Source organism: Mesorhizobium sp. M0563, from assembly GCF_040321065.1.
Lineage (GTDB): Bacteria > Pseudomonadota > Alphaproteobacteria > Rhizobiales > Rhizobiaceae > Mesorhizobium.
Genome location: NZ_JAMYQV010000012.1, coordinates 37,138 through 62,513, shown reverse-complemented (window position 1 = coordinate 62,513; position 25,376 = coordinate 37,138). Strand labels below are relative to the sequence as shown.

Annotated in this window: 25 protein-coding genes; 3 read left to right on the top strand and 22 right to left on the bottom strand. The window is 63.3% G+C overall.

Going from position 1 to position 25,376, the window contains the following annotated elements:
• Positions 1–122 precede the first annotated feature (122 nt).
• The 15 genes from NKI50_RS16865 to NKI50_RS16795 all read right to left on the bottom strand — a co-directional run bounded on the left by NKI50_RS16865 (position 123) and on the right by NKI50_RS16795 (position 15,944).
• On the bottom strand, positions 123–1,565 hold the full coding sequence (locus NKI50_RS16865) for a DHA2 family efflux MFS transporter permease subunit (RefSeq protein ID WP_352717154.1): 1,443 nt from the start codon (positions 1,563–1,565) through the stop codon (positions 123–125).
• 228 nt (positions 1,566–1,793) lie between these two features.
• The gene (locus NKI50_RS16860; RefSeq protein ID WP_352496048.1) at positions 1,794–2,594 is read right to left on the bottom strand and encodes a 3-methyl-2-oxobutanoate hydroxymethyltransferase; all 801 of its coding nucleotides are present in this window, start codon (positions 2,592–2,594) and stop codon (positions 1,794–1,796) included.
• A gap of 37 nt (positions 2,595–2,631) precedes the next feature.
• On the bottom strand, positions 2,632–2,946 hold the full coding sequence (locus tag NKI50_RS16855; protein ID WP_352481591.1) for a MocE family 2Fe-2S type ferredoxin: 315 nt from the start codon (positions 2,944–2,946) through the stop codon (positions 2,632–2,634).
• Between the two features lie 42 nt (positions 2,947–2,988).
• Positions 2,989–4,077 (bottom strand): fatty acid desaturase family protein, encoded by a 1,089-nt coding sequence (locus NKI50_RS16850; RefSeq protein WP_023721275.1) that lies wholly within the window; start codon positions 4,075–4,077, stop codon positions 2,989–2,991.
• A 91-nt stretch (positions 4,078–4,168) separates the two neighbouring features.
• Positions 4,169–5,350 (bottom strand): aldose 1-epimerase family protein, encoded by a 1,182-nt coding sequence (locus NKI50_RS16845; protein WP_023721276.1) that lies wholly within the window; start codon positions 5,348–5,350, stop codon positions 4,169–4,171.
• Positions 5,351–5,384: 34 nt separating this feature from the next.
• On the bottom strand, positions 5,385–6,167 hold the full coding sequence (locus NKI50_RS16840) for an ATP-binding cassette domain-containing protein (RefSeq protein WP_352481708.1): 783 nt from the start codon (positions 6,165–6,167) through the stop codon (positions 5,385–5,387).
• The gene (locus tag NKI50_RS16835) at positions 6,164–7,183 is read right to left on the bottom strand and encodes an ABC transporter permease (protein ID WP_502900369.1); all 1,020 of its coding nucleotides are present in this window, start codon (positions 7,181–7,183) and stop codon (positions 6,164–6,166) included. Before NKI50_RS16835 ends, NKI50_RS16840 begins: the two co-directional genes overlap by 4 nt.
• Before the next feature lie 46 nt (positions 7,184–7,229).
• On the bottom strand, positions 7,230–8,171 hold the full coding sequence (locus NKI50_RS16830; protein ID WP_352717151.1) for a sugar ABC transporter substrate-binding protein: 942 nt from the start codon (positions 8,169–8,171) through the stop codon (positions 7,230–7,232).
• Positions 8,172–8,208: 37 nt separating this feature from the next.
• On the bottom strand, positions 8,209–9,123 hold the full coding sequence (locus tag NKI50_RS16825) for a sugar phosphate isomerase/epimerase family protein (protein ID WP_352641231.1): 915 nt from the start codon (positions 9,121–9,123) through the stop codon (positions 8,209–8,211).
• A gap of 26 nt (positions 9,124–9,149) precedes the next feature.
• On the bottom strand, positions 9,150–10,238 hold the full coding sequence (locus NKI50_RS16820) for a Gfo/Idh/MocA family protein (protein WP_352641233.1): 1,089 nt from the start codon (positions 10,236–10,238) through the stop codon (positions 9,150–9,152).
• 35 nt (positions 10,239–10,273) lie between these two features.
• Positions 10,274–11,347 carry an ABC transporter ATP-binding protein gene (locus NKI50_RS16815; RefSeq protein WP_352641235.1) on the bottom strand — a complete coding sequence of 358 codons (1,074 nt, stop codon included), beginning with the start codon at positions 11,345–11,347 and terminating at the stop codon, positions 10,274–10,276.
• Position 11,348: 1 nt separating this feature from the next.
• On the bottom strand, positions 11,349–12,440 hold the full coding sequence (locus NKI50_RS16810) for an ABC transporter ATP-binding protein (RefSeq protein WP_352481599.1): 1,092 nt from the start codon (positions 12,438–12,440) through the stop codon (positions 11,349–11,351).
• Positions 12,437–13,396: a carbohydrate ABC transporter permease gene (locus NKI50_RS16805; protein ID WP_023721284.1), complete on the bottom strand. Its 960-nt coding sequence runs from the start codon at positions 13,394–13,396 to the stop codon at positions 12,437–12,439. Before NKI50_RS16805 ends, NKI50_RS16810 begins: the two co-directional genes overlap by 4 nt.
• Positions 13,393–14,253, bottom strand: a complete 861-nt coding sequence (locus NKI50_RS16800) for a carbohydrate ABC transporter permease (RefSeq protein WP_023721285.1) — start codon at positions 14,251–14,253, stop codon at positions 13,393–13,395. Before NKI50_RS16800 ends, NKI50_RS16805 begins: the two co-directional genes overlap by 4 nt.
• Positions 14,254–14,330: 77 nt before the next feature.
• Positions 14,331–15,944 (bottom strand): extracellular solute-binding protein, encoded by a 1,614-nt coding sequence (locus NKI50_RS16795; protein WP_352717148.1) that lies wholly within the window; start codon positions 15,942–15,944, stop codon positions 14,331–14,333.
• Between the two features lie 373 nt (positions 15,945–16,317).
• Here NKI50_RS16795 and NKI50_RS16790 point away from each other — a divergent pair, with 373 nt between their 5' ends.
• The gene (locus NKI50_RS16790) at positions 16,318–17,349 is read left to right on the top strand and encodes a LacI family DNA-binding transcriptional regulator (protein WP_352717146.1); all 1,032 of its coding nucleotides are present in this window, start codon (positions 16,318–16,320) and stop codon (positions 17,347–17,349) included.
• A 63-nt stretch (positions 17,350–17,412) separates the two neighbouring features.
• On the opposite strand, the gene NKI50_RS16785 is transcribed toward NKI50_RS16790, so the two are convergent.
• A complete protein-coding gene (locus NKI50_RS16785) occupies positions 17,413–17,682 on the bottom strand; it encodes a hypothetical protein (RefSeq protein ID WP_352641242.1) in 270 nt (89 codons plus the stop codon).
• The gene (locus tag NKI50_RS16780; protein WP_352641244.1) at positions 17,673–18,401 is read right to left on the bottom strand and encodes a heme/hemin ABC transporter substrate-binding protein; all 729 of its coding nucleotides are present in this window, start codon (positions 18,399–18,401) and stop codon (positions 17,673–17,675) included. The genes NKI50_RS16785 and NKI50_RS16780 overlap by 10 nt, the downstream gene beginning before the upstream one ends.
• Positions 18,402–18,547: 146 nt before the next feature.
• Here NKI50_RS16780 and NKI50_RS16775 point away from each other — a divergent pair, with 146 nt between their 5' ends.
• A complete protein-coding gene (locus tag NKI50_RS16775) occupies positions 18,548–19,699 on the top strand; it encodes a TonB-dependent receptor plug domain-containing protein (RefSeq protein WP_352717143.1) in 1,152 nt (383 codons plus the stop codon).
• Positions 19,700–19,816: 117 nt separating this feature from the next.
• A complete protein-coding gene (locus NKI50_RS16770; protein ID WP_352481607.1) occupies positions 19,817–20,899 on the top strand; it encodes an SIP domain-containing protein in 1,083 nt (360 codons plus the stop codon).
• Here the strand turns inward: NKI50_RS16770 and NKI50_RS16765 are convergent.
• The 5 genes from NKI50_RS16765 to NKI50_RS16745 all read right to left on the bottom strand — a co-directional run bounded on the left by NKI50_RS16765 (position 20,896) and on the right by NKI50_RS16745 (position 25,367).
• Positions 20,896–21,318, bottom strand: a complete 423-nt coding sequence (locus NKI50_RS16765) for an aconitase X swivel domain-containing protein (protein ID WP_352641248.1) — start codon at positions 21,316–21,318, stop codon at positions 20,896–20,898. The two genes, NKI50_RS16770 and NKI50_RS16765, sit on opposite strands and share 4 nt — an antisense overlap.
• Positions 21,315–22,562 (bottom strand): aconitase X, encoded by a 1,248-nt coding sequence (locus NKI50_RS16760; RefSeq protein ID WP_352641250.1) that lies wholly within the window; start codon positions 22,560–22,562, stop codon positions 21,315–21,317. The genes NKI50_RS16765 and NKI50_RS16760 overlap by 4 nt, the downstream gene beginning before the upstream one ends.
• Before the next feature lie 80 nt (positions 22,563–22,642).
• A complete protein-coding gene (locus NKI50_RS16755; protein WP_023721291.1) occupies positions 22,643–23,710 on the bottom strand; it encodes an ABC transporter ATP-binding protein in 1,068 nt (355 codons plus the stop codon).
• Complete coding sequence (locus NKI50_RS16750; RefSeq protein ID WP_031194613.1) at positions 23,710–24,498, bottom strand: ABC transporter permease; 789 nt, start codon at positions 24,496–24,498, stop codon at positions 23,710–23,712. Before NKI50_RS16750 ends, NKI50_RS16755 begins: the two co-directional genes overlap by 1 nt.
• Positions 24,498–25,367: an ABC transporter permease gene (locus NKI50_RS16745; protein WP_023721293.1), complete on the bottom strand. Its 870-nt coding sequence runs from the start codon at positions 25,365–25,367 to the stop codon at positions 24,498–24,500. Before NKI50_RS16745 ends, NKI50_RS16750 begins: the two co-directional genes overlap by 1 nt.
• Positions 25,368–25,376: the final 9 nt, after the last annotated feature.

The following is a 25,376-nucleotide window of genomic DNA, read 5'->3' as shown; positions in this document are numbered from 1 at the left end:
CAATGCCTGGAACTCAAGCACTTTTGCAATTGATCGTGCCGATCGAAGCGCTGGCAAAGGTTTGCTCCCGGACGAGCGGAGCAGGCAGAATTTATGTCCGCGCTCGCCGCGCAGCTTCTGCGTCAAATCCGCAAAACATGGCCCGAGACCTCGGCGCCGGCGGCCTTCGGCAACGCCAGAAAGCGGAACGAGGCGACGAGCCCGATTGCGCCGATCGCCAGGAAGGCAAGTCGGAAGTCGACGAGATCGAGCGCCGCAGCGCCCCTGGCGATCTGCGACAGGTTGAGCAGCGCCGCCGCGACCGCCACGCCGAACAGCATCGCCACCTGCTGCAGCATGCTGGACAACGTCGCCGCCGAGCTACGCTGCGGTGAGGCCACATCGGCGAAGGCCAGTGTGTTGAGCGCGGTGAACTGCATCGAACGCGACAGTCCGGCGATCAGCATCAGCACCACCACCAACGCTTTCGGCGTCTGCGGCGTAAGCGCCGCGCAGGCCATGATCGACAAAGAGGCGATCACTCCGTTGACGATCAGCACCGAACGGAAGCCGAACCGCCTCAGCGTCGGCGTCGTCACCGCCTTCATACCGAGATTGCCGAGGAAATAGGCCAGGACCATCATGCCAGCATCGACCGGGCTCAGGCCGAAGCCAACCTGGAACCAAAGCGGCAGCAGGAACGGCGTGGCGTTGATGGCGATGCGGAAAATCGTGCCGGCCGACAGCGTCGAGATGGCAAAGGTCTGCACCTTGAAAGCTGTGAGATCAAGCAGCGGATGGTTGGCGCGTCGCAGATGCCCCACCGCCAGCCAGCCGACCAAAATGCCCGTGGCGAGCAGTGCCACGGTCGGCAAGGCACCCTCTTCCGGATGCGCGATGCGCTCGAGGCCATAGAGCATCGCGGCGAGCCCCACCGAGGTCAGCAGGAAGCCCGGCCAGTCGAGCGGCTTGGCCCCGGCTTCGCGGTCGCCGGGAATGAAGCGGGCGACCAGCGCCAAACCGACGACCCCAAGGGGAATGTTGATGAAGAAATTCCAGTGCCAGGAGACATAGGTGGTGATGAAGCCGCCAAGCACCGGCCCGACCACCGGCGCAAACAGCGCCGGCCAGGTGATCAGCGCCGTAGCATTGAGAAGCTCGGACTTCGGCGCATTGCGCAGCACCAGGATGCGGCCGACCGGCGTCATCAGCGCGCTGCCCACGCCCTGCACCGCGCGCGCGGCAACGAATTCGGCCAGGTTCTGCGAAATGCCGCAGGCGAGCGAGGCCAGCGTGAACAGGGCGATCGCCACGAGGAAGATGTTGCGCGCGCCGAACCGGTCCGCGAGCCAGCCGGACAGCGGCACGAACACCGCCATGGTCAGCATATAAACGGTGATGCCGATGCTCATCGCCACCGCCGGCACGCCGAAGGATTCTCCCATCTGCGGCAGCGATGTCGAGATGATGGTCGAATCCAGAAGCTGCATGAAGAAGGCGACGGCGACGATCAGCGCCACCCGCCGGGCTTGCCGCGCCGCCGGCGCGGTTTCGGGTAAGGCTTTGTTTTCGGGAATGGCGGTCATGCGCAGAACTGTCCGAAGGGGAATCTTCTCCCGCCTCATCGGCAACCGCACAAATGTCCGGCAAAACCGATGACGCACCGGTTTCAACTGCATTTGGCCGGTGCCGTCCAGACATGGACCAACAAACTTTCGTGTGGCATCGCAGCCGGCTATGCGATGACCTGGCCCTGCCGCCGAACCGGAGTTTTTACGATCCGCGATGGCGCTTCGCGCTGTTGCCGGTGTGTCTCATGCGGCTTCGATCTTCTCCAGGAACAGGCTGAGCTGGTCCGGATCCATGTGCACGACGTGCCTGTCTTCGGGATACGCCATACTGTTCACATCGGCGACATATTCGGAAAAGGCGGCGATGCGTTCGGCCTGCAGGCGGTCGTATTCGGCGGCGAAGTTGCGATAGACCTTGGAATGGCGCGGCATGTGGCCACGGTTCTGGCCGAGGATATCGTCTGCGAACAGGTATTGCGCATCGCAGCCGGTGCCCGCCCCCATCGATAGCATGATCAGCGAAGTGCGTTCCGAAATCGCCTTGGCCACCTCGACTGGCACCACCTCGATCTCGGCGCCGATCGCGCCGGCGGCCTCCAGTTGCTTCACCGCCTCGAACACCTGCATGGCGGTATCGGCGGTCTTGCCGACGGCCTTGAAGCCGCCGGTCCAGGTGGCGCGTGACGGGATGAGGCCGACATGCCCGATCACCGGAATTGCATCGTCGGCCATCCGTTTGATGGTGGCGTAGCCGGCGCTGCAATAGACCGCATCGGCGCTGGCCTTGTAGAGCCGGAACGCCCAGCGGACAAAATCATCCGCGGTGCCGATCTCGAAGAAATTCTCGCCCGGCATGGTGAACAGGCTGGGTGCCGCATCGCGGTATTGCGGATTGAGCACCAGCTCCGGCGGCACCGAGACGATATCGACGCCGGCGCGTTCGGCGGCCTCGGCCTCGTCCATCGTCAGCACGCGCAGCATGGTCAGCTGCCGCTTGCCCTTCATGGCGCGCAGGTCGGCGACGGTCGGTCTTTTCCGGCTCATGGATTTTGGTCCCCTTTGCTACGTGACAGAAGGCCGGTCAGGCGATCTGGATCATCACCTTGCCAGCTTCGACCTTGACTGGATAGGTCGCGAGATTGACGCAAACGGGAGCGCCCTTCGCCTGGCCGGTCTTGTAATTGAAGCGGCCATTGTGCTTGGGGCATTCGATGATGTCGTCCATGACAAGCCCGTCGGCCAGATGAGCCTGTTCATGCGTACAAAACCCGTCGGTGGCGAAGAATTCATCGTCCGGCGAACGGTAGATCGCGAAGGTGCGGCCGCCATGGTCGAAGCGGATGACATCTTCCTCTTCGACATCGTCCACGGCGCACGCTTCGACCCAATCGGCCATCTCTGCTTCTCCTGAAATTTCTGCGTTGCGCTCGTGCAGTGCCTACTCAGCCGCTGCCGACATGTTCACTTCGTGGAACTCGCCACGATAGGGCCGTGCCGTTGGCGGCAGTTCGCGCTTAAGGAAATAATCCTCGTATTTGAGCTGCCTGAGCAGGACCGGCCAGACCTCGCGATAGGCATGCCATATCGACGGGTTCGCCTCGGGCAGATCGTGCTTGATCAGTTCATGCAGCCTGGGCAGCGCGTGATACGGTACCATCGGGAACATGTGATGCTCGACGTGGTAGTTCATGTTCCAGTAGATGAACCGGCTGATCGGATTCATGTAGACGGTCCTGGTGTTGAGCCGGTGGTCGACGACGTTGTCGGCCAGACCGATATGCTGCAGCAGGCCGGTCAGCACCATGTGCCAGGTGCCGTAGAGGCGCGGCACGCCGATGAGCACCACCGGTATCCACGACCGCATGAACACGGCGAGCGCGATCGTCGCGATGTAGATCGCGATATGCCAGCGCGCCGCGATGACGGCCTTGTGCTGTTCCATCTCGGGAACGTAGCTTTTCTCGTCGGGCGTCAGCTTGCCGAACGCCTGGCGTACCAGCGCCGGAAGCGAATAGCGAAAATCGAGGATGCCGGTGAAAGCCAGCGCGGCACGCAGCAGGTCCGGCGGGCGCATCACGGCGATCTCGGCGTCGCGGCCGACGATGATCGTGTCCGTATGGTGCCGGGCATGGCTCCAGCGCCAGGTCACCGGATTGCGCATCAGCATGAAGCTGGCGATCTGGTAGACGACATCGTTCATCCAGCGCGTGCGGAAAGCCGTGCCGTGGCCGCATTCGTGCCAACGCGAGTCGCTGGAGGAGCCGTAGAGCACGCCGTAGACGAAGAAGAACGGCACGCACCACCAGGTGCCCCAGAAATAGATGGCGCCGGCGGCGGAGCCGAGGATGGCGATGATCCAGATGATCGTGTCGCGGATCGCCGGGCCGTCTGAGCGCTGCATCAACTCCTTGATCGCCTTGCGGGGGACATCGGTGTGGTACCACTCCGCCGAGGCCAGTCCCGTCTCGATCGCCCTGCGCGTGCTTTCGCCGACCAGGCTGTAATCGCGCTTTACCGTGCCAGCCATTGTGACCTCCAATTCCAGCTCGGCCGCGAACCCTCCCCGCTCCGGCCGGGACCAGCCTCCCAACTGGTGTCTCGTATCGTCCTAGCCATTATCACGACCTGCCTCCAAGAACAGGAAAACGGCCCGACGGCTGGGGATAATCCTGCTGCGGCTGCCTGGCGATTGCCGCGATCCGGCTCTCGGCGGCGGCGATCTCGCCGGCGCCGTCGAGAACCCGGAACACCGCATCGTACGAGCGGCTCTCGCCGTGCTCCAGCCAGATCATCTCGCCGCGTTCGCGCGCCGCCAGATTTCCCAGCACATGATGCGTCGACGGCTCGATGCCAAGCGCGTACTGTCCAGCCTGGAAATTCTGCCATTGGTAGGTGCAGGGCAATTGGTCCTTGCGCGTGACCACCTCGAACCCGAGGCCGAGCCTATCGTTGACCACCGCCACCGGGACTTCGCCGGTGCTGCCAGCGCCGAGCTCGTGCTGCCAGACCTGTTCGCTGAAACGCGGCTGCGGCGCCGGGACCGTGCGATAGCCGACCTTTTGCGCCTCATAACGCTCGCCGGCATGCCCGGCCCAAACGACATCCCTTATCGGCGCCAGATAGCGCGCGCCCTCGTCAAGCACCGGATGGCTGACATTGATGTGGTAGAAAAACATATGCGGTGTTCGGTTGAAACCGTGATTGACGACACGGTCCGAAAGCCGGATCTCGTTGCCGCCGACATCGGCCTCGATCCGCCGCAATAGATGCAGATCCTCGCCGAATACAGTCGATTGCTGGACGATGCCTTCGGCCCACAACACGCAGCGGTCGCCGTCCCAGGTCTCGCCGTAGCCACTCAGCCGCGCCGGGATGGTGCTGATGCGGCCATGCAGCGAATGGCGCACCGTCTTCTTCGGCGGATAGTTGTAGGTGTCGGCGGGTACCTCGTTCATGAACAATATATGGTCGAGGCCGCAGGTCAGTAGAAGGCCGGAAAACGACCGCGCCCAGGCCAGCCCGTCCTCGCCTTCATACTCGTGCAGGCCGGGATTGCGAAAGCCGCTCGGCGAATGCCAGCCGATCGCCTGGCCCTTGAAGTCGCAATCGGCGATATCGAGCGCCCGGTCGACCAGCGCGGTGAAGCGCAGGCCCGAGCCGGTGCGGAATTCGAGCATGCGGATGCCGCGCTCGACGCCGTCGCCAAGCGTCATCAGTCGCACGCCGGCGAACTGCGACAGCATGCCCGAGCGTTCCGAGACCTGCCGGCGCGACAGCGTCTTGCCGTAAAGCTCTACCATGTGACGGCCAGTTCCTTCACTTTGCTCCCGTCCTTCACTTGGCTCTCGTCTCCTTGAGCAGGGCCGACATGTCGGCGCCGGTGATGATACTTTCCACGGTCAGCAGGTCGGTGTCGGCGACCGTCTGCTCGGCGACGATCTCGCCGCGCCGCATGACGATGATGCGGTCGGCGACCTGGAAGACGTGATGGATGTTGTGGGTGATCAAAAGCACCGAGTGACCGGCGTCGCGCACTTCCTTGACGAAGCGCAGCACGCCGTGCGTTTCCTCGACGCCGAGATTGTTGGTCGGCTCGTCGAGGATGATGACCTTGGCGGCGAATTGCATGGCGCGCGAGATGGCGATCGACTGGCGTTCGCCGCCCGACAGCGTGCTGACCAGCGCATCGGCGTCGAGCTTCTTCGAGATGCCGACGCGCTTCAAAAGAGCCGAGGCGGCATCGCGCAATTGCGCGAGATCGAGCGGCGCGAACACACCCAGCCATTTGAGGTTGACCGGCTCGCGGCCGAGGAAAAGATTGCGCGCGATGCTGAGGTCCGGTGCCAGCGAGGTGTCCTGGTGGATGGTCTCGATGCCGAGATCCATCGCATCGCGCGTCGAGCGGATGGAGACCTTCTGGCCGCGCACATAGATGTCGCCGCGGTCGACCGGAAACACCCCGGAGATCGCCTTGATCAACGTCGATTTGCCGGCGCCGTTGTCGCCGAGCAAGGCCACCACTTCGCCCTCGTTGAGCGTGAAGGAGGCGCTCTTCAGGGCGCGGACGCTGCCGAAGGACTTTTGCAGGTTGTGCAGCCGAAGCACTTCCATGGTCAGCTCCTGGCGGCGTTCTTCTGCAGCAAAGCGTGCAGAATGAGCATGGCAAGGATGATGACGCCGACGAAGATGTTGTAGGCGAGCCCAGGCACGCCGATCAGCACGATGCCGTTGCGGATGCTGCGCAGCATCAGCGCGCCGACGATGGTGCCGAAAATGGTGCCTCGCCCACCGGTCAGCGCGGTGCCGCCGACCACCACCATGGCGATCACTTCGAGCTCGTAGCCGGTGCCTGCCACCGGCGAGGCGGCAGAAATGCGGAAGGCGCTGATCATGCCGGCGAGACCGGCCAGCACCGAGGTCAGGATGAACAGCCAGATCTTGACCGCATCGGCCGGCACACCACGCGCCACGGCGGCGTTACGGTTCGAGCCGATGGCGCTGATCCAGTTGCCGAGCTTGGCGTAGCGCAGCACATAGATCGCCAGTAGCGACAGGCCGATGAACCACCACAGCGAGGTATAGAAACGGAACGTTCCGATATTGAAGCTGCCGGCCAGCAGCGTCACGAAGAACCCTGGCTGGTCCCAGGACTTCAGCGGAAAGCCTTGGGTGATGTAGAGGGCCGCGCCTCGCACCACCAGCAGCATCGACAGCGTCACCAGGAAGGAGGAGATGCCGATCTTGGTGACGATCAGCCCGTTGATCGCACCGATCGCTATGCAGAGCAGCAGGCCGGCCAGCAGCGCCACGCCAATATCCACCCCGCCGTTCTGCACCAGCAGCATGACGACAACCGGCGCCAGTCCGAACACAGCACCGATCGAAAGGTCGAACTCGCCCGCCGTCAGAAGCAGCGTCATGCCGAGCGCGATGATGCCGAGCTCGGGCAGGAACGCCATCATGTTGGAGATGTTGAGCGGCGACAGGAAGTTCGCATCGGCGATCGCGAACACCGCCAGCAGGACGATCAGGATGACGAGCGACGAGAACTGCGGCGAGCGGATCAGGCTCGACCTGCGTTTGGCACGCGGCATTTCCTCTTCTGCGGCAATTGTCATGACAGCTCGAACCATACGCCAGGGTGAGGCCCGCCGCCTGCGCGGCGAGCGTCAGTTCCAATCACTTGTTGTAGAGTTTCAGGATCGGTTCGACGCTCGAGGCGTCGTAGAGGCTGAAAGTGTGGATGTCGTAGCCGATCGGTTCGCCGGCGGCGGCCAACCCGAGCAGCGCCACCGGCATGAAGCCCTGCGCCGACGGGAACTGCCAGGCAGCCGCGTTGATGAAGCCGGACTTCACGGATTCCGCCGTCTCCTTGGAATTGCCCCAGCCGACGACCGGGATCTTGCCGGCCGGCACGCCGGCGCCGTCGAACACCCGCTTGACGCTGGCCGCGACGGAATCGCCGAGCGCGATGATTGCCGGCGGGTTGTTGGCCACCATGTAGTCGGTCATCTTGGCGATGATGCCGGCCGGATCGGTGCCGCAATCGACCACGTCATATTTGATGCCGAGTGGATCGAAGACGCTGGCAATGCCTTCGGTCTCGAGCTGCTGGTAGCTGGCGCCCGGCACTTCGACCGGCAGGAACACCTTGTCGCCCTGCTTCACCATTTTGTGGTCGACCAGATATTTCGCCCAGATGACACCGGCTTCCTTGAGGTCGGCGCCGACATAGGCTTGCCGGCCGGTCGCCGGATCGTCGGTGTTGAAGAACACGATCGGGATGCCGGCCGCCTTCGCTGCCTTGACCTCCTCGGTCCACAGGCCGGGCTGCGCCGAAGTCGTGGCGATGCCGTCCGGCTTGGCGGCGAGTGCCGAGTTGAAGGCTTCCTTCTGCGCCGCCATGTCGCCGCCGCTGAACGAGATCTTGCAAGTCACCTTGAGCTGGTCGCAAGCCTTGGTCGCGCCGGCATTCCAGTCGATCCAGAAGGCATCCGACGGCCCGCCATGCGACAACAGGTAGAACGTCTTCTGGGCGTCCTGCGCCACAGCCGGCGTACCCAGCGTTGCACCGGCAAGAACCGTCGCGGCAGCCGCGATTTTCAACGGGAATTTCAACATTTCTCTTCCTCCCTTGTTTCGTAGCCGAATCGCGCCATCACAGACCGTTGGCGCGGAATTTTCCGTCCAGGAATTTCTTGGCGCGCGGCACGTCGTCTTCCGAAAGGTGCTCGATGATGACCGGAATGTTCGGATGCTTTTCGGCCAGCCTCTGCAGATACAGGTCGTAGTTCAGCGAACCGAGGCCGGGTGCCGGCAGCTCGATCTCGCCGACGCCGCGGAAAGTGTGGCTCTCCAGCGCGTCCTCGTCGCCGATGTCGGCGTGTTTCTCCGACTTGTCGCCGCCGGAACGCTTGACGTCCTTGGCGTGGGCGATCTTGATCTTGTCGGTCAGCGTGTCGAACACCTGGTTCAGGATCTGATCCATCCGGTCGATATTGTGGGTTTCGAAATAGTTGGTCGGGTCCATCAACAGGCCGAGGCCTGGGTGGTCGACCTGCGCGAACATCCTCACCGTCTCCTCGACCGAGCCGACGACATTGTTGACATAGGTTTCGAGCAGGAAGACCGCGCCGTGGTCATAGGCCGTCTGGGCAAGGTCGGCGATGACCTTGCGGCATTCCTCGAACCCTTCCTCGGTCTTGTTCTTCGGGTGATGCACCCAGTCGGATTCGGTGTTGTAGGTACCCGTTTCCGAGATCACGTAAGGGGTGCCGAAATGGCGTGCGTTGCGGATGATCTCCTTCAAATAGCCGACGCGCCTCTCGCGCTCGCCCATATCCGGATGGATGATGTTGGTGTAGCCCGACACGCAGCAGATCGGCAGATTGTGGTCGCGGAACGTGTCGCGGACGGTCTTGGCCTTGTCCTTGGTGATCTGCCCGGACGACAGGTCGATATCCCTGAAATGCAGGTCGAGCTGCACGGTGTTGAAATCGAGCGCACGGATCTTCTGCGCGGTTTCCTTGAGGCCATACGGGAAATAACCCGTGAAAATACCTGCCTGCATCATGGTGTGAATTCCTCCCTGTAAGTGATTCAGTCAGTTGATATTTCGGAAAGCTTGACCGTCCGGCCTTTGTCGATCGAGCGGTAGCCGGCTTCGACCAGCGCCATGGTCTTGACATTGTCCGCGACGGACAGCGCTGGCGGCTCGCCCGTCTTAACCGCGTGCTGAAGCTGCTCCATGACGCCGATGAAAGCATGCGGGAACCACATCGTGTCCCAACTGGGTGTTACCCACTTGCCGTCGGTGGTCTCGGTCGAGGCATAGGTCAGGGTCGAGGCAGAGCCTGTCGGCCAGCCGATCGTGCCCTTGGCGACGCCCTTGGTGCCGTCGACGCGCCAGTTGATATGCTGGTCGTCCTTGTAGCCCTCCTGGCGCGGACCCGACCAGACATCCTCCAGCGATACCGCGAGCACGCCGGACGGGAACTTGATCGTCGACACGGTGATGCCGTCCGAATGATCGAAGCGGGTGCGCGGGTCCTTGCGGGTCAGCGTCGTAATCTCGTCCGGATCGCCGAACAGGAAGCGCAGTACGTCGAGATGGTGGACGCTCATATTGGCGAGTGTCAGCCGGTCGTAGTCCTCGAGGAAGCTCTGCCAGTGCGGGATGGCATGCATGTCGATCTGCGCGAAGACGATGTCGCCGAGCGCGCCGCTGTCGATGATCTGCTTCAAGACGCGCATCGACTGGTCGTAGCGCATGTTCTGGTTGACCGAGAGGATCTTGCCGGCCTTGGCCGCCTCGTCGCGCAGCTTGACCGCTTCTTCGACCGACAGCGCCAGCGGCTTCTGCGCCAAAATCGCCTTGATGTGCTCCTGCTTCAGCGCATGGCGGATCAGCGCCGGTTGCTGGTCCGGCGGAAAGGCAAGATCGATGATCTCGACATTTTTGTCCTCGATGAGCCGTTCCGGCGTGTCGTGGACGGTCGGTATATCCCAGCGCTTGGCGACCTTTTCGGCGCTGCCTTTGGTCCGCGAGGCGATCGCCACCACCGGAAAACCGGCTTCCTTGTAAGCGGCAAGGTGACATTCGGCCATGATCATGCCGGCGCCGACGCAGCCGATCTTGTATTCCCTGGTGCGGACTTTAACGTCCGGCTCGAAGCCGCTGCTTGCCATATGTTCCTCCCGAAGCTCGTTCCTTGCAGCCGCCGTCATCTTGCCAGCGCTCCCCCGCTCTGTCCGAAATAGTGCACCCTGCCCGGCTCGCAGGATATCGCCACCATCGCGTCCGGCCTGATGTCCGGCTGGCCGCGCAACAGCGCCCGCAAACGCGCCTGCCCGGCGGCGAGCGTCACCACAGTGTAGCCGCCGAGCGGCTCGACCTCGAACACTCGCGCCGGGCGGCCCGCGCCCCCCTCTGACATTCCATCCGACCAGGCCTTGACCTTGATGTCTTCCGGCCTGAGCCCGATCTCGACGGCATCGGCCGGCGCAGCCTTGTCCGCGATGCGGATCGTGCCTTCCGCCGCCTCCACGCCTTCCACGCCGCGCACCGACTTCAATATGTTCATCATCGGCGACCCGAGCAGCCGCGCCACATAGGTGCTGGCCGGCCGGTCATAGATCTCGGCAGGCGCGCCGATCTGCCTGATCTTGCCGTTCTCCAGGATGGCCATGCGGTCGGCGACCGACATCGCCTCTTCCTGGTCGTGCGTGACATAGATCAGCGTCTTACCGAGCTCGCGCTGGATGCGCTTGAGCTCGACGCGCGTCTCCTCGCGCAGCCGGGCGTCGAGCGCCGAGATCGGATCGTCCATCAGATACGCGGCGGGATCACGCACCAGCGCGCGGGCGATCGCGACCCGCTGCCGCTCACCGCCGGAAAGCTGCGCCGGCGGTTTGTGCAGGATATGTCCGATATGCAGCTTGGCCGCGATGTCGGCGACGCGTTTTTCGATCTCGGCTTCTGCCACCTTCCGCTCGACCAAAGGAAAACGGATGTTGTCGCGCGCGCTCATATGCGGGAACAGCGCCAGATTCTGGAACACCATGGCGACATTGCGCTCCGCCGGCGACACCGTGTTGACCGGCTTGCCGCCAATCAGGATCTCGCCCGTGTCCGGGGTTTCCAGCCCGAGCACCAGACGGAGTATCGTCGACTTGCCCGACAGCGGCGGCCCGAAGAAGCAGAAGAACTCGTTGTCGTTGACCGCGAACGAGGCATCGTCGACAGCCAGCGTGCCGCCATAGCGTTTTGTCACATTACGGAAAACGATATCGGCCATCTCAACCTGCTCTCAACGCAAGGCCGGTAGCGGCGTCGAAGACGCGCACCGCCTCCGCCGCAGGCGCGACGACGGCTGTCTGCCCGATCGCCAGCCCGACATCATTGTCGAACACCGCCTTCACCGCGGTCTCTCCCTCGCCAAGATGGATGATGGTGCGCGCGCCGATCCGCTCGACGAAACTCACCGGCATGCAGAGGCCACGGCCGCTTTCGGCCAGCGTCACCTGCTCCGGTCGAAAGCCATAAAACACCTCGCCGCGCATCCGGCTGGCGGCATCGGCGATCTCGACCGGCAGCGGCGGCGTCGCCCCGAGTGGGCCAAGATCGACGACCAGGCCACGGTCACTTTCCGCCAACCAGCCCTTGAGCAGGTTCATGCCCGGCGCACCGATGAAGCGGGCGACGAAGACGTTGGCCGGGTTGTTGTAGACTTCCAGTGGCGTGCCGACCTGCTGCAGCACGCCGTGGTCCATCACCGCGATGCGGTCGGCCATGGTCATCGCTTCGAGCTGATCGTGGGTGACGTAGACCATGGTCTGCCGGAACTGCCGCTGCAGTTGCTTCAATTCGGTCCGCATCACCGCCCGGAAGGCGGCGTCGACATTGGACAGTGGCTCGTCGAGCAGGAAGATCGCCGGCTCCATGATCGCCGAACGGCCAATCGCCACCCGCTGCAATATGTTGACCGAAAGCCGGTCGGCCTTGCGGTCGAGCAGCGGCGTCAGCTGCAGCATCTCGGCAATGGCACCGACGCGGCGGTCGATCTCGGCCTTTGGTGCGCCGCGCATTTTCGGGCCGTAGGCGAGGTTCTGCCGCACGCTCATATGAGTGAAGATCGCATAGTTCTGGAAGACGAAGCCGACGCCGCGCCGCCCCATCGGCACGCCGGCCATGTCGCGTTCGCCGAACAGGATCTTGCCGCTGGTCGGCTCTTCCATGCCGGCGATCATGTTCATCGTCGTCGACTTGCCGCAGCCGGACGGCCCGAGCAGCGCCATGAACTCGCCGTCGGCAATGGCCAGATCCATCGTCTGCAGCGCAGTGAAGTCGCCAAATTTCTTGACAAGGTTTTGCAGATGGATCGTGCTCATGCCGCCACCTCGCGTACCCGGGCCATGCGTTTCATGGCAAACACAGCGGCGATGGACAGCACGATCAATATGGCCAGCGCGATTGCCGCCACATAGCCCCAGATCAGGTCCTGCGTGGTGAGCTTGTAGATGTAAACGGAGATGGTTTCGGTAGCGACCCCGGGACCGCCGCCGGTCATGATGTAGAGGGTGTCGAATATTTTGAAGTTCTCGATCACCCGGATCGCCAGCGCAATGATGATGATCGTCTTCATCTTCGGCAGCACGATGGTGACGAAGCGCTGCCAGGGGTTGGCGCCGAGCAGCGTCGCCGCCTTGATCTGGTCCTCCGGCACGCCGACCAGGCCGGCAAGCAGGATCAGGAACATTAGCGGCGTCCACTGCCAGATGTCGGCGACCATCACCGCGATCAGCGCCAGCGTCGGATCCGAGAGCCAGGCGATGGTGACGGGAAAGCCTGACATCGCCGACAGGATGTCGTTGACCGGGCCGCCCGACTGAAACAGCATGAAGAACATGTAGCCGGCCACCGCCGGCACCACCATCATCGGCATCAAGAGGATCGAATAGAAGATCCGCTTGCCGGGAAACTCGTCGGCAAACAGCGTCGCCAGCGCGAGGCCGAGCAGGAACTCCGCCGGCACGCAGACGATCATGACGATGGCCGTGCGCTTCAGCGCGCTCCAGAAGCGCGCGTCCGCGGCAAGGTCGGTGTAATTGGCGAAACTGTTCCACATCGACCAGGCATTCCACCAGCCGGTGCCCGACAGCGGCGACCAGTCGGTCAGGCTGATGTAGAGCTGCATCAGCAGCGGGAAGACGGCGATGAACAGCACCAGGATCTGCGCCGGCAGGGTCAGCCGGAATCCGAGCCGCGCGCCCTCGTCCGGCAACACCGACGCCGCCTTGGAGGCTTGCATGTCGCCCTCCGAAATCGTGGCTGTCACCGAGCTCATTGCTTGAGCGCCCCGAAGGTCAGCCCGCGCACCAGATGACGCTGGATGGCGATGCCCATGATCACCGGCGGCACCGCGGCGATCAGGCCGAGAGCTGCCTTGGCGCCGTAGAGCTGTCCGGTCATCGAGGAGGACAGCGAGGCCATGTAGACCGGGACCGTGACCCATTCGCGCGTCGTCAGAAGCAGCGCAATCAGATAGTCCGACCAGTTGAGGATGAAGACGAACAGCGCGGCACTGGCCAGCGGCGCCCGCATCATCGGCAGCGTGATGCGGGTGAAGACGCGCCACCGCGAACAGCCCTCGACCAGTGCCGCCTCCTCGATCTCGCGCGGCATGTCGTCGAAGAAGGTCTTCATCAGCCAGAAGGCGAAAGGCAGCGTGACGATGCCGTAGATCAGCGACAGCCCCCACCAGCTGTCGGTGAAGTTGAGGAAGGCCCACATGATCATCACCGGGGTCATGACCGCCATCGGCGGAAACAGGCGAAGCTGGATCAGCGCCAGCGGCAGGTTCTGGCCCGAGTTGAAGCGCGACAGCCCGTAGGCCGCCGCTGTGCCCGCCGACATGGCGATCGCCGTGCCGAACGTGGCCGACAGCAGCGACGACAGGATCGGCTTCAAAGCTGTGCGGTCGAGCGCGACGATAAGATTGTTGGTCGATTCACCGAAGACGAAGCGGAAATTGCTGAGTGTCGGGTTCTTCGGCCACCAGGTCAGGTCGGCGCCGGTCGCCGACCATTCGGCGATCGGCTTGAACGCCATCGACATCATCCACAGGATCGGCACCAGCGTCACCGCCATTGCCGCAAAGATCGCGGCATAGCGGAATATCTCGAAAGGAACTGAACGCTTCATCTTGCGGCTTTGCTGGGTCCTTCGTTATCGAGGGGAAGAGCAATCACTCCTCCCCTCTTTGGTAAGATCCGGGAGGATCAGGCGATCGGATCGAGAACGGTGGGCCAGGCCTCCTTGTTGGTCTTGATGGCTTCGAGAAGCTTCTCCTCGCCGGTGCGGCGGGCAATCTTCTTCCACTCGGCTTCGGTGTCGGCCATCGCCTGCTCTGCTGTCTTGGCCTTGGTCAGCGCGGCGACGAGGTTCTCGTCCAGCGCATTGTGGAAGGCGGTGGCGCCGGGATAGTTGATGGTGGGCACGGTGCGGGCGACCGTCTCGCGCACCACGTCCATGTGGTAAGCATGATAGGTCTGGCGGACCAGCGGATCGGAGAAATCCGACAGCCGGAACGGATCGAAGTAACCGCCCGGATTGGCGGTCATCCAGGCGTAGATGCGGCTTGAACCCAGCCACTGCAGGAACAGGTAGCAGGCCTCCGGATTCTTGGCTTGCGAGGACACCGACGCCGACAGATTGAGCCACAGCACCGAACGGCTGACCAGCTTGCCGTCGATCTCGCGGCCGGGCGGCAGCATCGAGCCGATCTTGCCGGTGACGGCTGAATCCTTGTTGCCGGCATTGTCGAGGAATTTCGGCAAATTGGAGAAGGCGCAGGTCATGGCCGCGCCGCCCTTGGCGAAATTGCCGTACTGCTCCGGCCAGCCCCAGGAGATCGCATCCGGCGAATGGTGCGCAAGCGACGCGATGTACTCGCTGGTCGCCGCAATACCTTGCTCGGAATTGATCAGCGGCTTGCCGGTATCGTCGAACAGGAACTGATTGGGCGAAGCCATTGAGACATAACGCTGATACCAGTTGGTGTAGCCCCAGCCCTGGTTGCGCAGATCGGTCGAGCCGAACAGGCCCTTGTCCGGGCGCTGGAAGAAGGCCGCGATCTCGTCATGCTGCTTCCAGGTCTTCGGCGCCGCCAGTTCATAGCTGTATTTGTCGGAGAAAGCTTTCTTCTCGGCTGCGTCGCCGAACAGGTCGGTGCGGTAGACCCAGGTCTGGAAGTCGCCATCCAGTGACACGCCATAGGTCGAGCCGCGATACTGATTGAGCAGCGAGACGCCCTTGGCGCCATTGACGTAGCCGCGCTCGGGATCGTCCCATTCCGGCTTGTACTGCGCGACGAAGTCGTCGAGCTTGAGGATGCCGCCGGTCTCGGCGAGGTCGCCAAGACGGTTCCATTCGACCGCGTAGATGTCATACGCTCCACCCTTGGTGGAGATGTCCTGCATCGTCTTGGTGAATTCCTGGCCGTTCGGCACACCGACGATCTCGAGCGGAATACCGGTTTCCTTCTCCCAGAGATCCTTGATCGACGGCGCACCGGCCGGAAACGGCTGCGTCAATTGGCCGATCGAACCATCGGACAGGCCAAGCACGATCTTGACCGGCGCCTTGCCGGCGCCCTTCATCGCCTTGGCCGCCTCAATGGCGCGGCCCTCGGGCGTGTCAGCGCCATATTGATAGCGCTCCGAGCCGTCGAAGCCCGTCGGGCCACCGATCATGCCGGGCGCCAGGGCATCGGCCGCATAGGCACGGCTTGGGCGAATGAATTTCGGTGCGATACCTGCGGCAGCAACAAGGACTGCCGCCTTTCCACCGGACGCCAGCAAACGGCGCCGCGACACGCGGATCAAATTCGACATTGGAACTCCTCCCTCAGGGCCTTGTTCCTCCACGGCCCTTATGATGGATATTGACGGCACTATACGAAGCCTGTCAACATCATAAATAATCAAGACACCTCATAACATCTCATGGGAGGGGACGAATGGCGTGTATCAAGGCACTCACACTGAAGCCAGTGCTTGAATTTGAGGGAGCGAGGCTGCCCACCTCCCCGCTTTGGTCCGCTTCGGCATTTTGGTGTAGTGCGGCAGCTTGCGCATCGGCCAAGGCTGGTTACATCATTTCCCATCAGAATCGCGGCTGGCGATGAAGCCGCCGCTTCGACAGCGGACCCATGAAATGCGTAATCTCGATGCGCCCTTGGCGCATTTTGGAATGAGGTGATCGACAGTGCGGTCCACCCTGACAGACATAGCCCGGGAAGCCGGCGTTTCCGCCGCTACGGTCGACCGTGTGCTCAACAACCGCGCCGGGGTCAGGGCGCGCACCCGCGAGGTCGTGCTCGAAACGGCGCAACGGCTTGGCTATATCGCTGAAAATTCGAATAATCCGAACTCGCGCAACGCGATACCTAGTGAGGTTATACGGCTCGATTTCGCCCTGCCCGCCGGCACCAATTCCTTCATCAAGATGCTGCACCGCCAGATCGAGGCGCAGGCGCAGTCGCGGCCGGACCTCGACGTCCGCGTCGCCACTATCGAAGGCTTCAATCCGGACCGGCTTGCCCGTCTGCTGCAGGAACTGCACGGGCAGACGCAAGGCGTCGGTGTGATCGCGCTCGACCATCCGACGGTCCGCGAGGCGATCCGCTCGCTTTCGGCGAGCGGCGTCAAGGTCGTCACCATCGCTTCCGACATCCTGCATGTGCCGAGGGTCGCCTATATCGGCATCGACAACCGCGCCGCCGGCCGGCTCGCCGGCTACCTGCTCAACCGCTTCATGGGCGCAGGGCGTCCGGGCAAGGTCGCGCTGTTCGCCGGTTCGCTCTCCTACCGCGGCCACGAAGAGCGCGAGATGGGCTTCCGCCACATACTGACGGAAGAATCGCCCAATCTGCAGATCGTCGAGATGCGCGAAATGCTCGACGATCGGGAAAAGGCCTATTCGGAGGCTTCCGCCCTGCTGGATCGGCACCCGGACCTGGCCGCCATCTACAATGTCGGCGCCGGCAACACCGGCATCGCCCGCGCGCTACGGGAACGCGGGCGGGCACTGTCGACGGTCTTTCTCGGCCATGAGGTAACGGAAGGCACCAAGGAGCTTTTGCTCGACGGCACGCTCGACGCGGTCATCGACCAGAACCCGCGCGTCGAAGCCCGCGAAGCGCTCAACACCTTGACCCATGCGGTCAGGGGATTGCATTACGAACTGCACCAGCCAAGGCTGCAGGTGATCTTCAGGGAAAGCATCCCGGAGATCTGAACGGAAGCTTGGGGCAGATGGGGCGCGAGTACCCACTGAACATGACGTCATAAAGTTCATGACTTAGTCGGCGCCTGCTGTCTCCGAATACAGCGCCTGCGCCAGGTCGCGGACCGCATCGGCGGTGCGCGGGCCAAAGCCGACCATATAGGCGCCGTCCAATACGATCAGCGCCTTTGCCTTCGCCGCCGGCGTGGCGCCCAGCGCGCGCGTGGCGAACACCTGCTCGGCGGTGGGTCCGCCCTTGCCGTCGCTCATCATCAGGATGACGTCGGGCGCCATTTCGATCAGCTTCTCCTCCGACGCTGCCTTGTAACCCTGCATTACGGCCATCGATTGATGCCGCCGGCATAGCGGATGATCGCGTCGGCCGCAGTGCCCGCACCGGCAGCACTCAGCCGCACGAGGCCGTGGAAGAACACCACCTTCTTGCGTCGCTCGGCCGGCATTTTCGCGGCGAGGTCGGTAGCGGCCTGGAAGGCGTCGAGCACTTGCCTTGAAACCTTCCTGCCCTTGTCCTCGAGGTGGAGCGAGGCGGCAATCAACGTAATCTTGTGGTCGATGCCTTGAGGACTGTTGTCTTCCGGGACAAGAACAATCGGGATCGCCAGCGATTTGAGCACTTCGATCGCCTCCGGCGGCCCGCTGTCTTCGGCCGCCAGGATCAGGTCCGGGCGAAGCGCAACCAAGCCTTCGGCGGACAACTGGCGCCGGTAGCGGACATTGGGCTTTTGCGCGACGGAAGCGGGATATTTGCTGCCGCGATCGACGGCGATGATCCGCTCGCCGGCACCCAGCGCATCGACGATCTCGGTAACATCGGAACCGAGTGTCAGGATCCTGGTCCCTGGACCGGTCGCGACAGTGCGCCCCGATGCATCGACAACCGTCTCGGCGGCCAGCGCCTTGAAGCCGCAAGACGGCGCAAAAGCAGAAAGCGCCAGCATCAGCACCGTCACCATCCCGCCCGATTGAAACCAGCGCGTCTGCCTGCGCCGTCTACCGCTGCAGACCCCGCCGTTTCGCTGCTCCAGTTGAGATAATTCGGTCATGGTCGCGGCCTGTAAAATTAAGTTGACTATTATCATCATATTTTAATAAGTAGCCCTGCCCGGCCCGCGTGTCGAGGCTTCTCCATCATGCCAGCCAGGGCCAACGGCCGCCGCCAGCAATCTTTGCTTTTCCGGGGGCTGCACGCATGAAACTGACAAGCGCCAAGACCTTGATGGCGAGCACCGCGCTCGCCTTCGCGCTCGGCCTGTGTGCCGCGCCGCCGCTGGCCGCCGCGCAGGAGCCGGAGAAGAAAGGCGCCGCCGCCAAGGCCGACCGGCCGGTCAAGGTCCCCCAACAGGCTAGAACGGGGCAGAACGAGCCGACCGTGCTCGACCTGATCACCATCTCGGCGACGATGATCAAGACGGCGATCATCGAATCGATGGCCGCCATCAGCGCCGTCGATCAGGAAGAGCTCGAACGCATCCAGCCTGACACCGCCGCCGACATGTTCCGCACCACGCCCGGCGTTGCCACCTCGATGAACGGCGACGATCCGGCGACCGCCATTAACATTCGCGGCCTCGAACAATATGGGCGCGTGGTGGTGACGCTCGACGGCGCCCGCCAGGATTACTGGCGCGTCGGCCACGGCTCGGGCTCGTTCTATGTCGAGCCGGAACTGATCAAGGAAGCGACCGTCATTCGCGGCCCGGTCTCGAACGCCTATGGTTCGGGCGGCATCGGCGGCGTCGTCTCCTTCGAGACCAGGTACGCCGGCGATTTCCTCAAGCAGGAGGAACGCTGGGCGCTGAGCGAGAAGCTGGGCTATGAGGATAATGGCGACGGCTTCACCACCAGCACCACCGGTGCCTACCGTTTCAGCGACGACGCCGACATCATCGGCAACGTCATTTACCGCGACCGCGACAGCTACACCGATGGCAATGGCGACACCGTGCCATGGACCGGAGAGAGCATCACCAGCGGCTATGTGAAGGCGACCCTGCGGCCCGCCGACGGCCACGAGCTCAAGCTCGGCGCGATCCTGCAGCGCTACAGCGACCAGATCACCGGATCGAGCGGCTCGACCTCGCCGACGCTGAGCCGCTACGACACCGACACGACCAACCAGACCTATACGGCTGGCTATACGTGGAGGCCGGACGACAACGAGCTGATCGACCTCAGTGTCAACGCCTACCACAACCGCACGCGCGCCGAGCAGACGCAGGTCTGGCCGGCAACGGCGATCGGCAACTTCCGCTACTACGACGTCGCCACGACCGGCTTCAACCTGAAGAACTCCCAACTGGCGCATCAACGACCATGCCAAGCTCGATTTCGGCGTCGATAACGTCTTCAACACCGCCTACACCGACCCGCAAAGCGCCTGGTCGACGACGGCGGCAACGGAACAGGGCAAGGGCCGCACCTTCAAGGTGGCGCTCACAGGCAGGATCGGAGGTTGAGAATGAGGCAAGCATCAGCGAGCGGACTGGCCTGCGAAGCGCGCTTGAACCTGCGCAACCTGCCGCATTACATCGACCGCATCAGCGACAGGCTGCAAAGCTTCGATGCCGATGCCTCGCGCGAGGGGCAGCGGCTCGACTTCCGCTTCGCCTTCGGCGACGCGTCCCTTGACATGGAGCGGCTGGTGATGCGGGCCAACGCCGCCGACCGCGATGGGCTGGCCCGCATCAAGGACCTGCTGGCTACCGCTGTCGAAGTCTATGCCAAGGAAGAAAAACCCGAGATCGTCTGGACCGGCGATCTCGCCGAAGAAACCCGCCTTGCGCAGTTCCGTGAGATGGTCGTCACCCAGGTCGGCGACCTGACCCCGCATATGCGCCGCATCCGCTTCGCCGGCGAGGATTTGACGCGCTTCGCAAAATTCGGCGGCATGCATATCCGCATGCTGTTCCCGACCAGGGATGTCCCCGATCCGCTCTGGCCCGTGCTTGGCAGCAATGGCTTGCCGGCCTGGCCCTCGGACGACAGGCGCCCGGTAGCGCGCGTCTATACCATTCGAGCCCTCGACGTCGAAAACGGCATCATCGACGTCGACTTCCTCATCCATCCCGGCGACAGCGTCGGCGCCTGCTGGGCCATGCAGGCGGCGCCTGGCATGAAGATCGGCATCATGGGGCCGGTCGGCCGTCCGGTACGACCGGCATCATGGTATCTCATGGGCGCCGACGAAACCGGCCTGCCGGCGCTGGCCCGCATGCTGGAGACGCTGCCCGCCGAGACCAAAGGCGTGGCCTTCATAGAGATCGCCGACGACGGCGAACGGCAGGCCATCGACAACGAGACCGGTATCGAGCTGCATTGGCTGCCGAGAAATAGCGTGCCGGCCGGGCTCGACGACAGGCTGGCGCGCGCCATCCGGTCGGTCGCATGGCCGACCGGTTCGGCATTCGGCTGGTTCGCGGCCGAAGCAGCCGCCGCCAGGACCGTGCGCGAACACTGGCGTGGCACGCTGACGCTCGGCCGCAACGAAACATTGGCGGCAGCCTACTGGCGGCGGGGCGCGGCGGGACTGATGGCCGGCTAGATCTTGCTCACCATCGCTTGGGCATCTTCGCCCAGACCGATTGCGATCCGGTCGCCGGAGACAATGCCTGATATCTCGCAGACGACCAGCGGCATGCTGATTTCGTAGAGGAATTCGGCAACGATGGCGCCGACGGCAAGGATCGGGTCCGGCCGCTCCAGGATAATGCCGGCCGGCGCCGTGCCCCTGCGGATCGCTTCGGCCAGAACCGAAGACGAGGACGACGACCCCCGCCCGCTCGGCATCACGAGGATCTTGCCGGCGATGTTGCCGCCGAGGTTCGGGTGCGAATGGTCGATGATGTCGCCCGTTTCGACGTCGATCCCGCCCCAGAAGCTGAGCGCCTGCGAAAGCACCAGCGCCGGGCCTTGTGCCGAGCCGGCAAGGTGGAATGTACCTGTTCTGTCCGGCCCCCTCATGGTGCGGCTCGCACGACGCGGCCCGCCGCAGCCGAGCGGACGCAGTCCTCCATGTCACCGAAGGCCACCGAGACACCGATATTGCCCGGTGCGTAATGCGCCCATTTGCCCGAATTGGTCATCACCACACCGTCGAGGCGCTCGATGATCGTGGTGACGTAAGTGCAGGTGTCGGCGACCGGAACGAGGCCGAACTCTTCCATGTCGGCCAGTGCGCCTTCGTCCTGCAGCCGCGCCAGCGTGGCACGCCCTGTGTTGACATAGATCGGAACGCCTCTGCCCGGCGCGACCTCGCGCAGCAACGGCAACAGGCGCATCCATTCCTCATAGGAGAAATGCGGCGTGCCTAACGAGACGGCGGCAAGCAGCACGCCGTCGGGGACGCTCGACAGCCTGGCCAGAGCATGGTCGATGTCGGCGCGGCTGATGCGGATTTTCTCCTCCGGCACCAGGCCTTGCAACGCCTGATCGAGAGTCTTCGCCTCCGGTGTGATGCCGACGGCATGAAATAGCGCCACCGCGCCCGTCGTTGCCGCCGCCGCCCCCAGTGCCTTCAGTTGGTCCTCGTCGCGCGGCGGCGGCAGGCCCGATATCACCGGAATGCGGTCGCCACTCCTTTGCCCGACGATCAGCCCGACGCCGACAAACAGGGCGTCGGTAGGCTCGAGACCGCCAGTCAGCTCGAACAGAACCTGGCCACGCCGGTTTTCGATCAGATGCACCCCCCAGGCTGGCGCGCGCCCGGTGATTGCGCAGCACAAATCGATAAAATCGCCATAGCGGTTGGTCCGTGCCCCGATCACCGAATTGGCGAAGACGATGGCGTTGGATTCACCCCAGGCAATCTGCTCGCCAAACCCTGGCCGAAACCGCGTCTGATAAGGCGCGCAGGTGAAGGTCGCCTGGCAGCCGAGTTCCAGATGCGCCTTCATCAGACGGCGCGCCGGCACTTCTTCCGCGGCCGTCATCTTCACCAGTCCGGGATGGATCAGATCGAACGAGCCGACATTCAGCGTCGTTGGCACTCGAACGCGGCCGCCGCCCTCGATCAGCCTTTCGACGAAATCGAGGCTGGCCTGGCCGTGATAGAGGCAGCCGTCGATATGGGCACCGGCAATGTCCAGCAATTTGCGCGCGTCGACCGCCTTCGCGAAGGCGACCAGGATCTTCATGGCGGCAGCCGCTGCCGAGCCTTGCTCGCCATGCAGCATCGACTGGTCGCCCGCATTCAATTCAAGGGGCATCGAGCATTCCGCTTCGGAGTTTGCCCGACCATGCTTTCCCCGATTGCCGACCGCCTGGCAAGACTGAAGGATTGGATCTGCTAGCTCGCGTCGATCAGCACCGTACTCTCGGACGACCAGCGCAGCACCACCTGTTGTCCTTCCGCCAGCTTTTCGATGCCGGTGTTCTGCACGATGACCTTGATTGTCTGGCCATCGCGATCGACAAAATATGTGCTGTTGTTGCCGGCGAAGATACGCTTGGAGACCCGCCCCGTGAGTATGTTGGCATGGGCTCGGTCCGGAACGCCGGCATTGGTGGCGATGCGGATTCGTTCGGGCCGCACGGCGCAGCTCGCCTTCATGCCGGCGACAAGCGTAACCCCCGCGCTTGCGGCAATCCCCGTTCCGTCAGGCAGCCGGATGCCCGTACCAGTGGCGTTGCCGCGAAGGATGTTCGCGTCGCCCAGGAAGGTGGCGGCAAACTCACTCTTCGGCCGATCGTAGATCTCCTCGGGCGGGCCTTCCTGCACCAGCTTGCCATCGCGCAGAATGCCGATGCGGTCGCTCATCGTCAGCGCTTCTTCCTGGTCGTGGGTGACGAAGATCGTGGTGATGCCGATCTCGCGCTGAATACGCTTCAATTCGATTTGCATGTCCACGCGCAGCGCCTTGTCGAGCGCGCCGAGCGGCTCGTCGAGGAGAAGCACGCGCGGCGTGGTGACGATCGCGCGAGCGAGCGCCACCCGTTGGCGCTGGCCGCCGGAGAGCTGGTGCGGCCGGCGACCACCGAGCGTGCCGAGTTGCACGAGGTCGAGTGCGCGCTGCACCTCGCTGGCAATCACCGCCTTGGGCTCGCCGCGCACCGACAGTCCGAAGGCGACATTGTCGGAGACGCTCATATTGGGAAAGAGCGCGTAGTTCTGGAACACCATGCCGATGCGCCGCTTCTCCACCGGCACCCGCTCAACACTTTCGCCGCCTATGGAGATGCGACCAGAGTCGGGAAAGTCGAAGCCTGCGATCTGGCGCAGCAGCGTGGTCTTGCCGCTGCCGGAGGGACCGAGCAGGGCGTAGAAGCCGCCGTCGGCGAAATCGATCGAGACATCGTCCAGCGCCTTGTGCGCGCCAAAACTGCGCGACACATTCGATACCTGCACGCCCGCCATTATTTCTCTCCGCCGAATTTGAAGAAGCGCGCCGTCAGCAGCATCAGCGCCATCGACACAACAATGATGATCGTCGAGACAGCATTGATCTCGGGCGTGAAACCCTTGCGGATCGCCGCGTAGATTTCGACCGGCAGCGTCGTTTGGCCGGGCGTCGACAGAAAGTAGGAGACGACGAACTGGTCGAAGGACACGGCGAAGGCGAACAGCCCGCCGGCAATGACGCCCGGCATGATCCAGGGCAGCGTGACGCGGTTCGTCACCTGCCATTGATTGGCGCCGAGCGAGCGCGCCGCCTCTTCGAGCTCTGGCGCAAATGTCTGCAGCCGGGCCGAGACGACGACGATGACATAGGGCAGCGCCAACGCCACGTGGCCGAGCAGGATGGCATGCAGCCCGCGGCCGATGCCAACGCCGAAAAAGAAAATCAGCATCGCCGTGCCAGTGATCAGCCACGGTATGGCGATCGGCGGAAACAGCAGCGCCTGCAGGAATTTCTTACCGCGGAAGTCGTAGCGATAGAGCCCTAGCGACGCCGCGGTGCCGAGCGCGGTGCAGATGATGGTAGTGATGACGGCGATCTCGACGCTGTTTCGCGTGGCCGCGATCAGCTGATTGTTCTGCCAGAGCGAGGCATACCATTCCGTCGTCCACTCGAACGGCAGTTGGTAAAAGGGCGAGACGTTGAATGACATCAGCGCCATGATGATGATGGGCAGGTACAGGAAGGCGAGCAGCATCAGAATGTAGACCCGGCCGAGCCATTCCAGGATTCGGGTCGTCGCCACTAAGCGGCCCTCCGCAGCACCGGCGAAGTAACCGCCAGGATGACCAGCACCACAGCCAGCAGGATGAAGGACAGTGCGGCACCCAGCGGCCAGTTGAACACGGCAACGAACTGGTCCTCGATGACAGTGCCGTAGAAGGTGCCGGTGCGGCCGCCGAGGATGCGCGGTTCCATGAACGAGCCAACGACCGGCACGAAGATGAGTACTGCGCCCGCCACTAGCCCCGGCATCGACAGCGGAATGATGACCCGCTTCAGCACCTGCAGCCGCGAGGCGCCGAGCGAGCGCCCAGCCTCGATCAGCGAGTCATCGATGGCCTGCAGGGTCAGATAGCAGGTCAGCACCATGTAAGGCACGTAGGAGTGCACCAGCCCGATGATGACGGCCGGATAGGAATACATGAGATCAATGTTGATCTTGAACGGCAGCACGGCGTTGAGCGCTGTGTCGAGAATGCCCCCTTCACGCAGCACCATCGCCCACGAGAAGATGCGCACCAGCCCGTTCGACCAGAACGGCAGGATGACGAGCAGGAAAATCGCCTCGCGGCTGCGGCCTTTCAGCACCTTGGCCAGCACGTAAGCGGCGGGATAACCGATGACGATGCACCACAGCGTCACCTCGAGGCCGAGGCGCAGCGAGGCCACCAGCAATGTCAGGTAAAGGCTTTGTGAAAAGAAGGCGGCATAGTTTTCGAGCGTGAATGCCCACGGCTTTCCCGATCGCGGCAGGTCGGTCATGAAGGAGAAGAAGACCATGGCCGAGAGCGGCAGGAAAATTGCAACCGTCAGCCAGAGATAGGCAGGCGCCAGTAGCGGCAAGGCCGATCTCAGCCCGCTGCGCGACGCGGCTGCGATCTGTACTGCCATGACATCTCC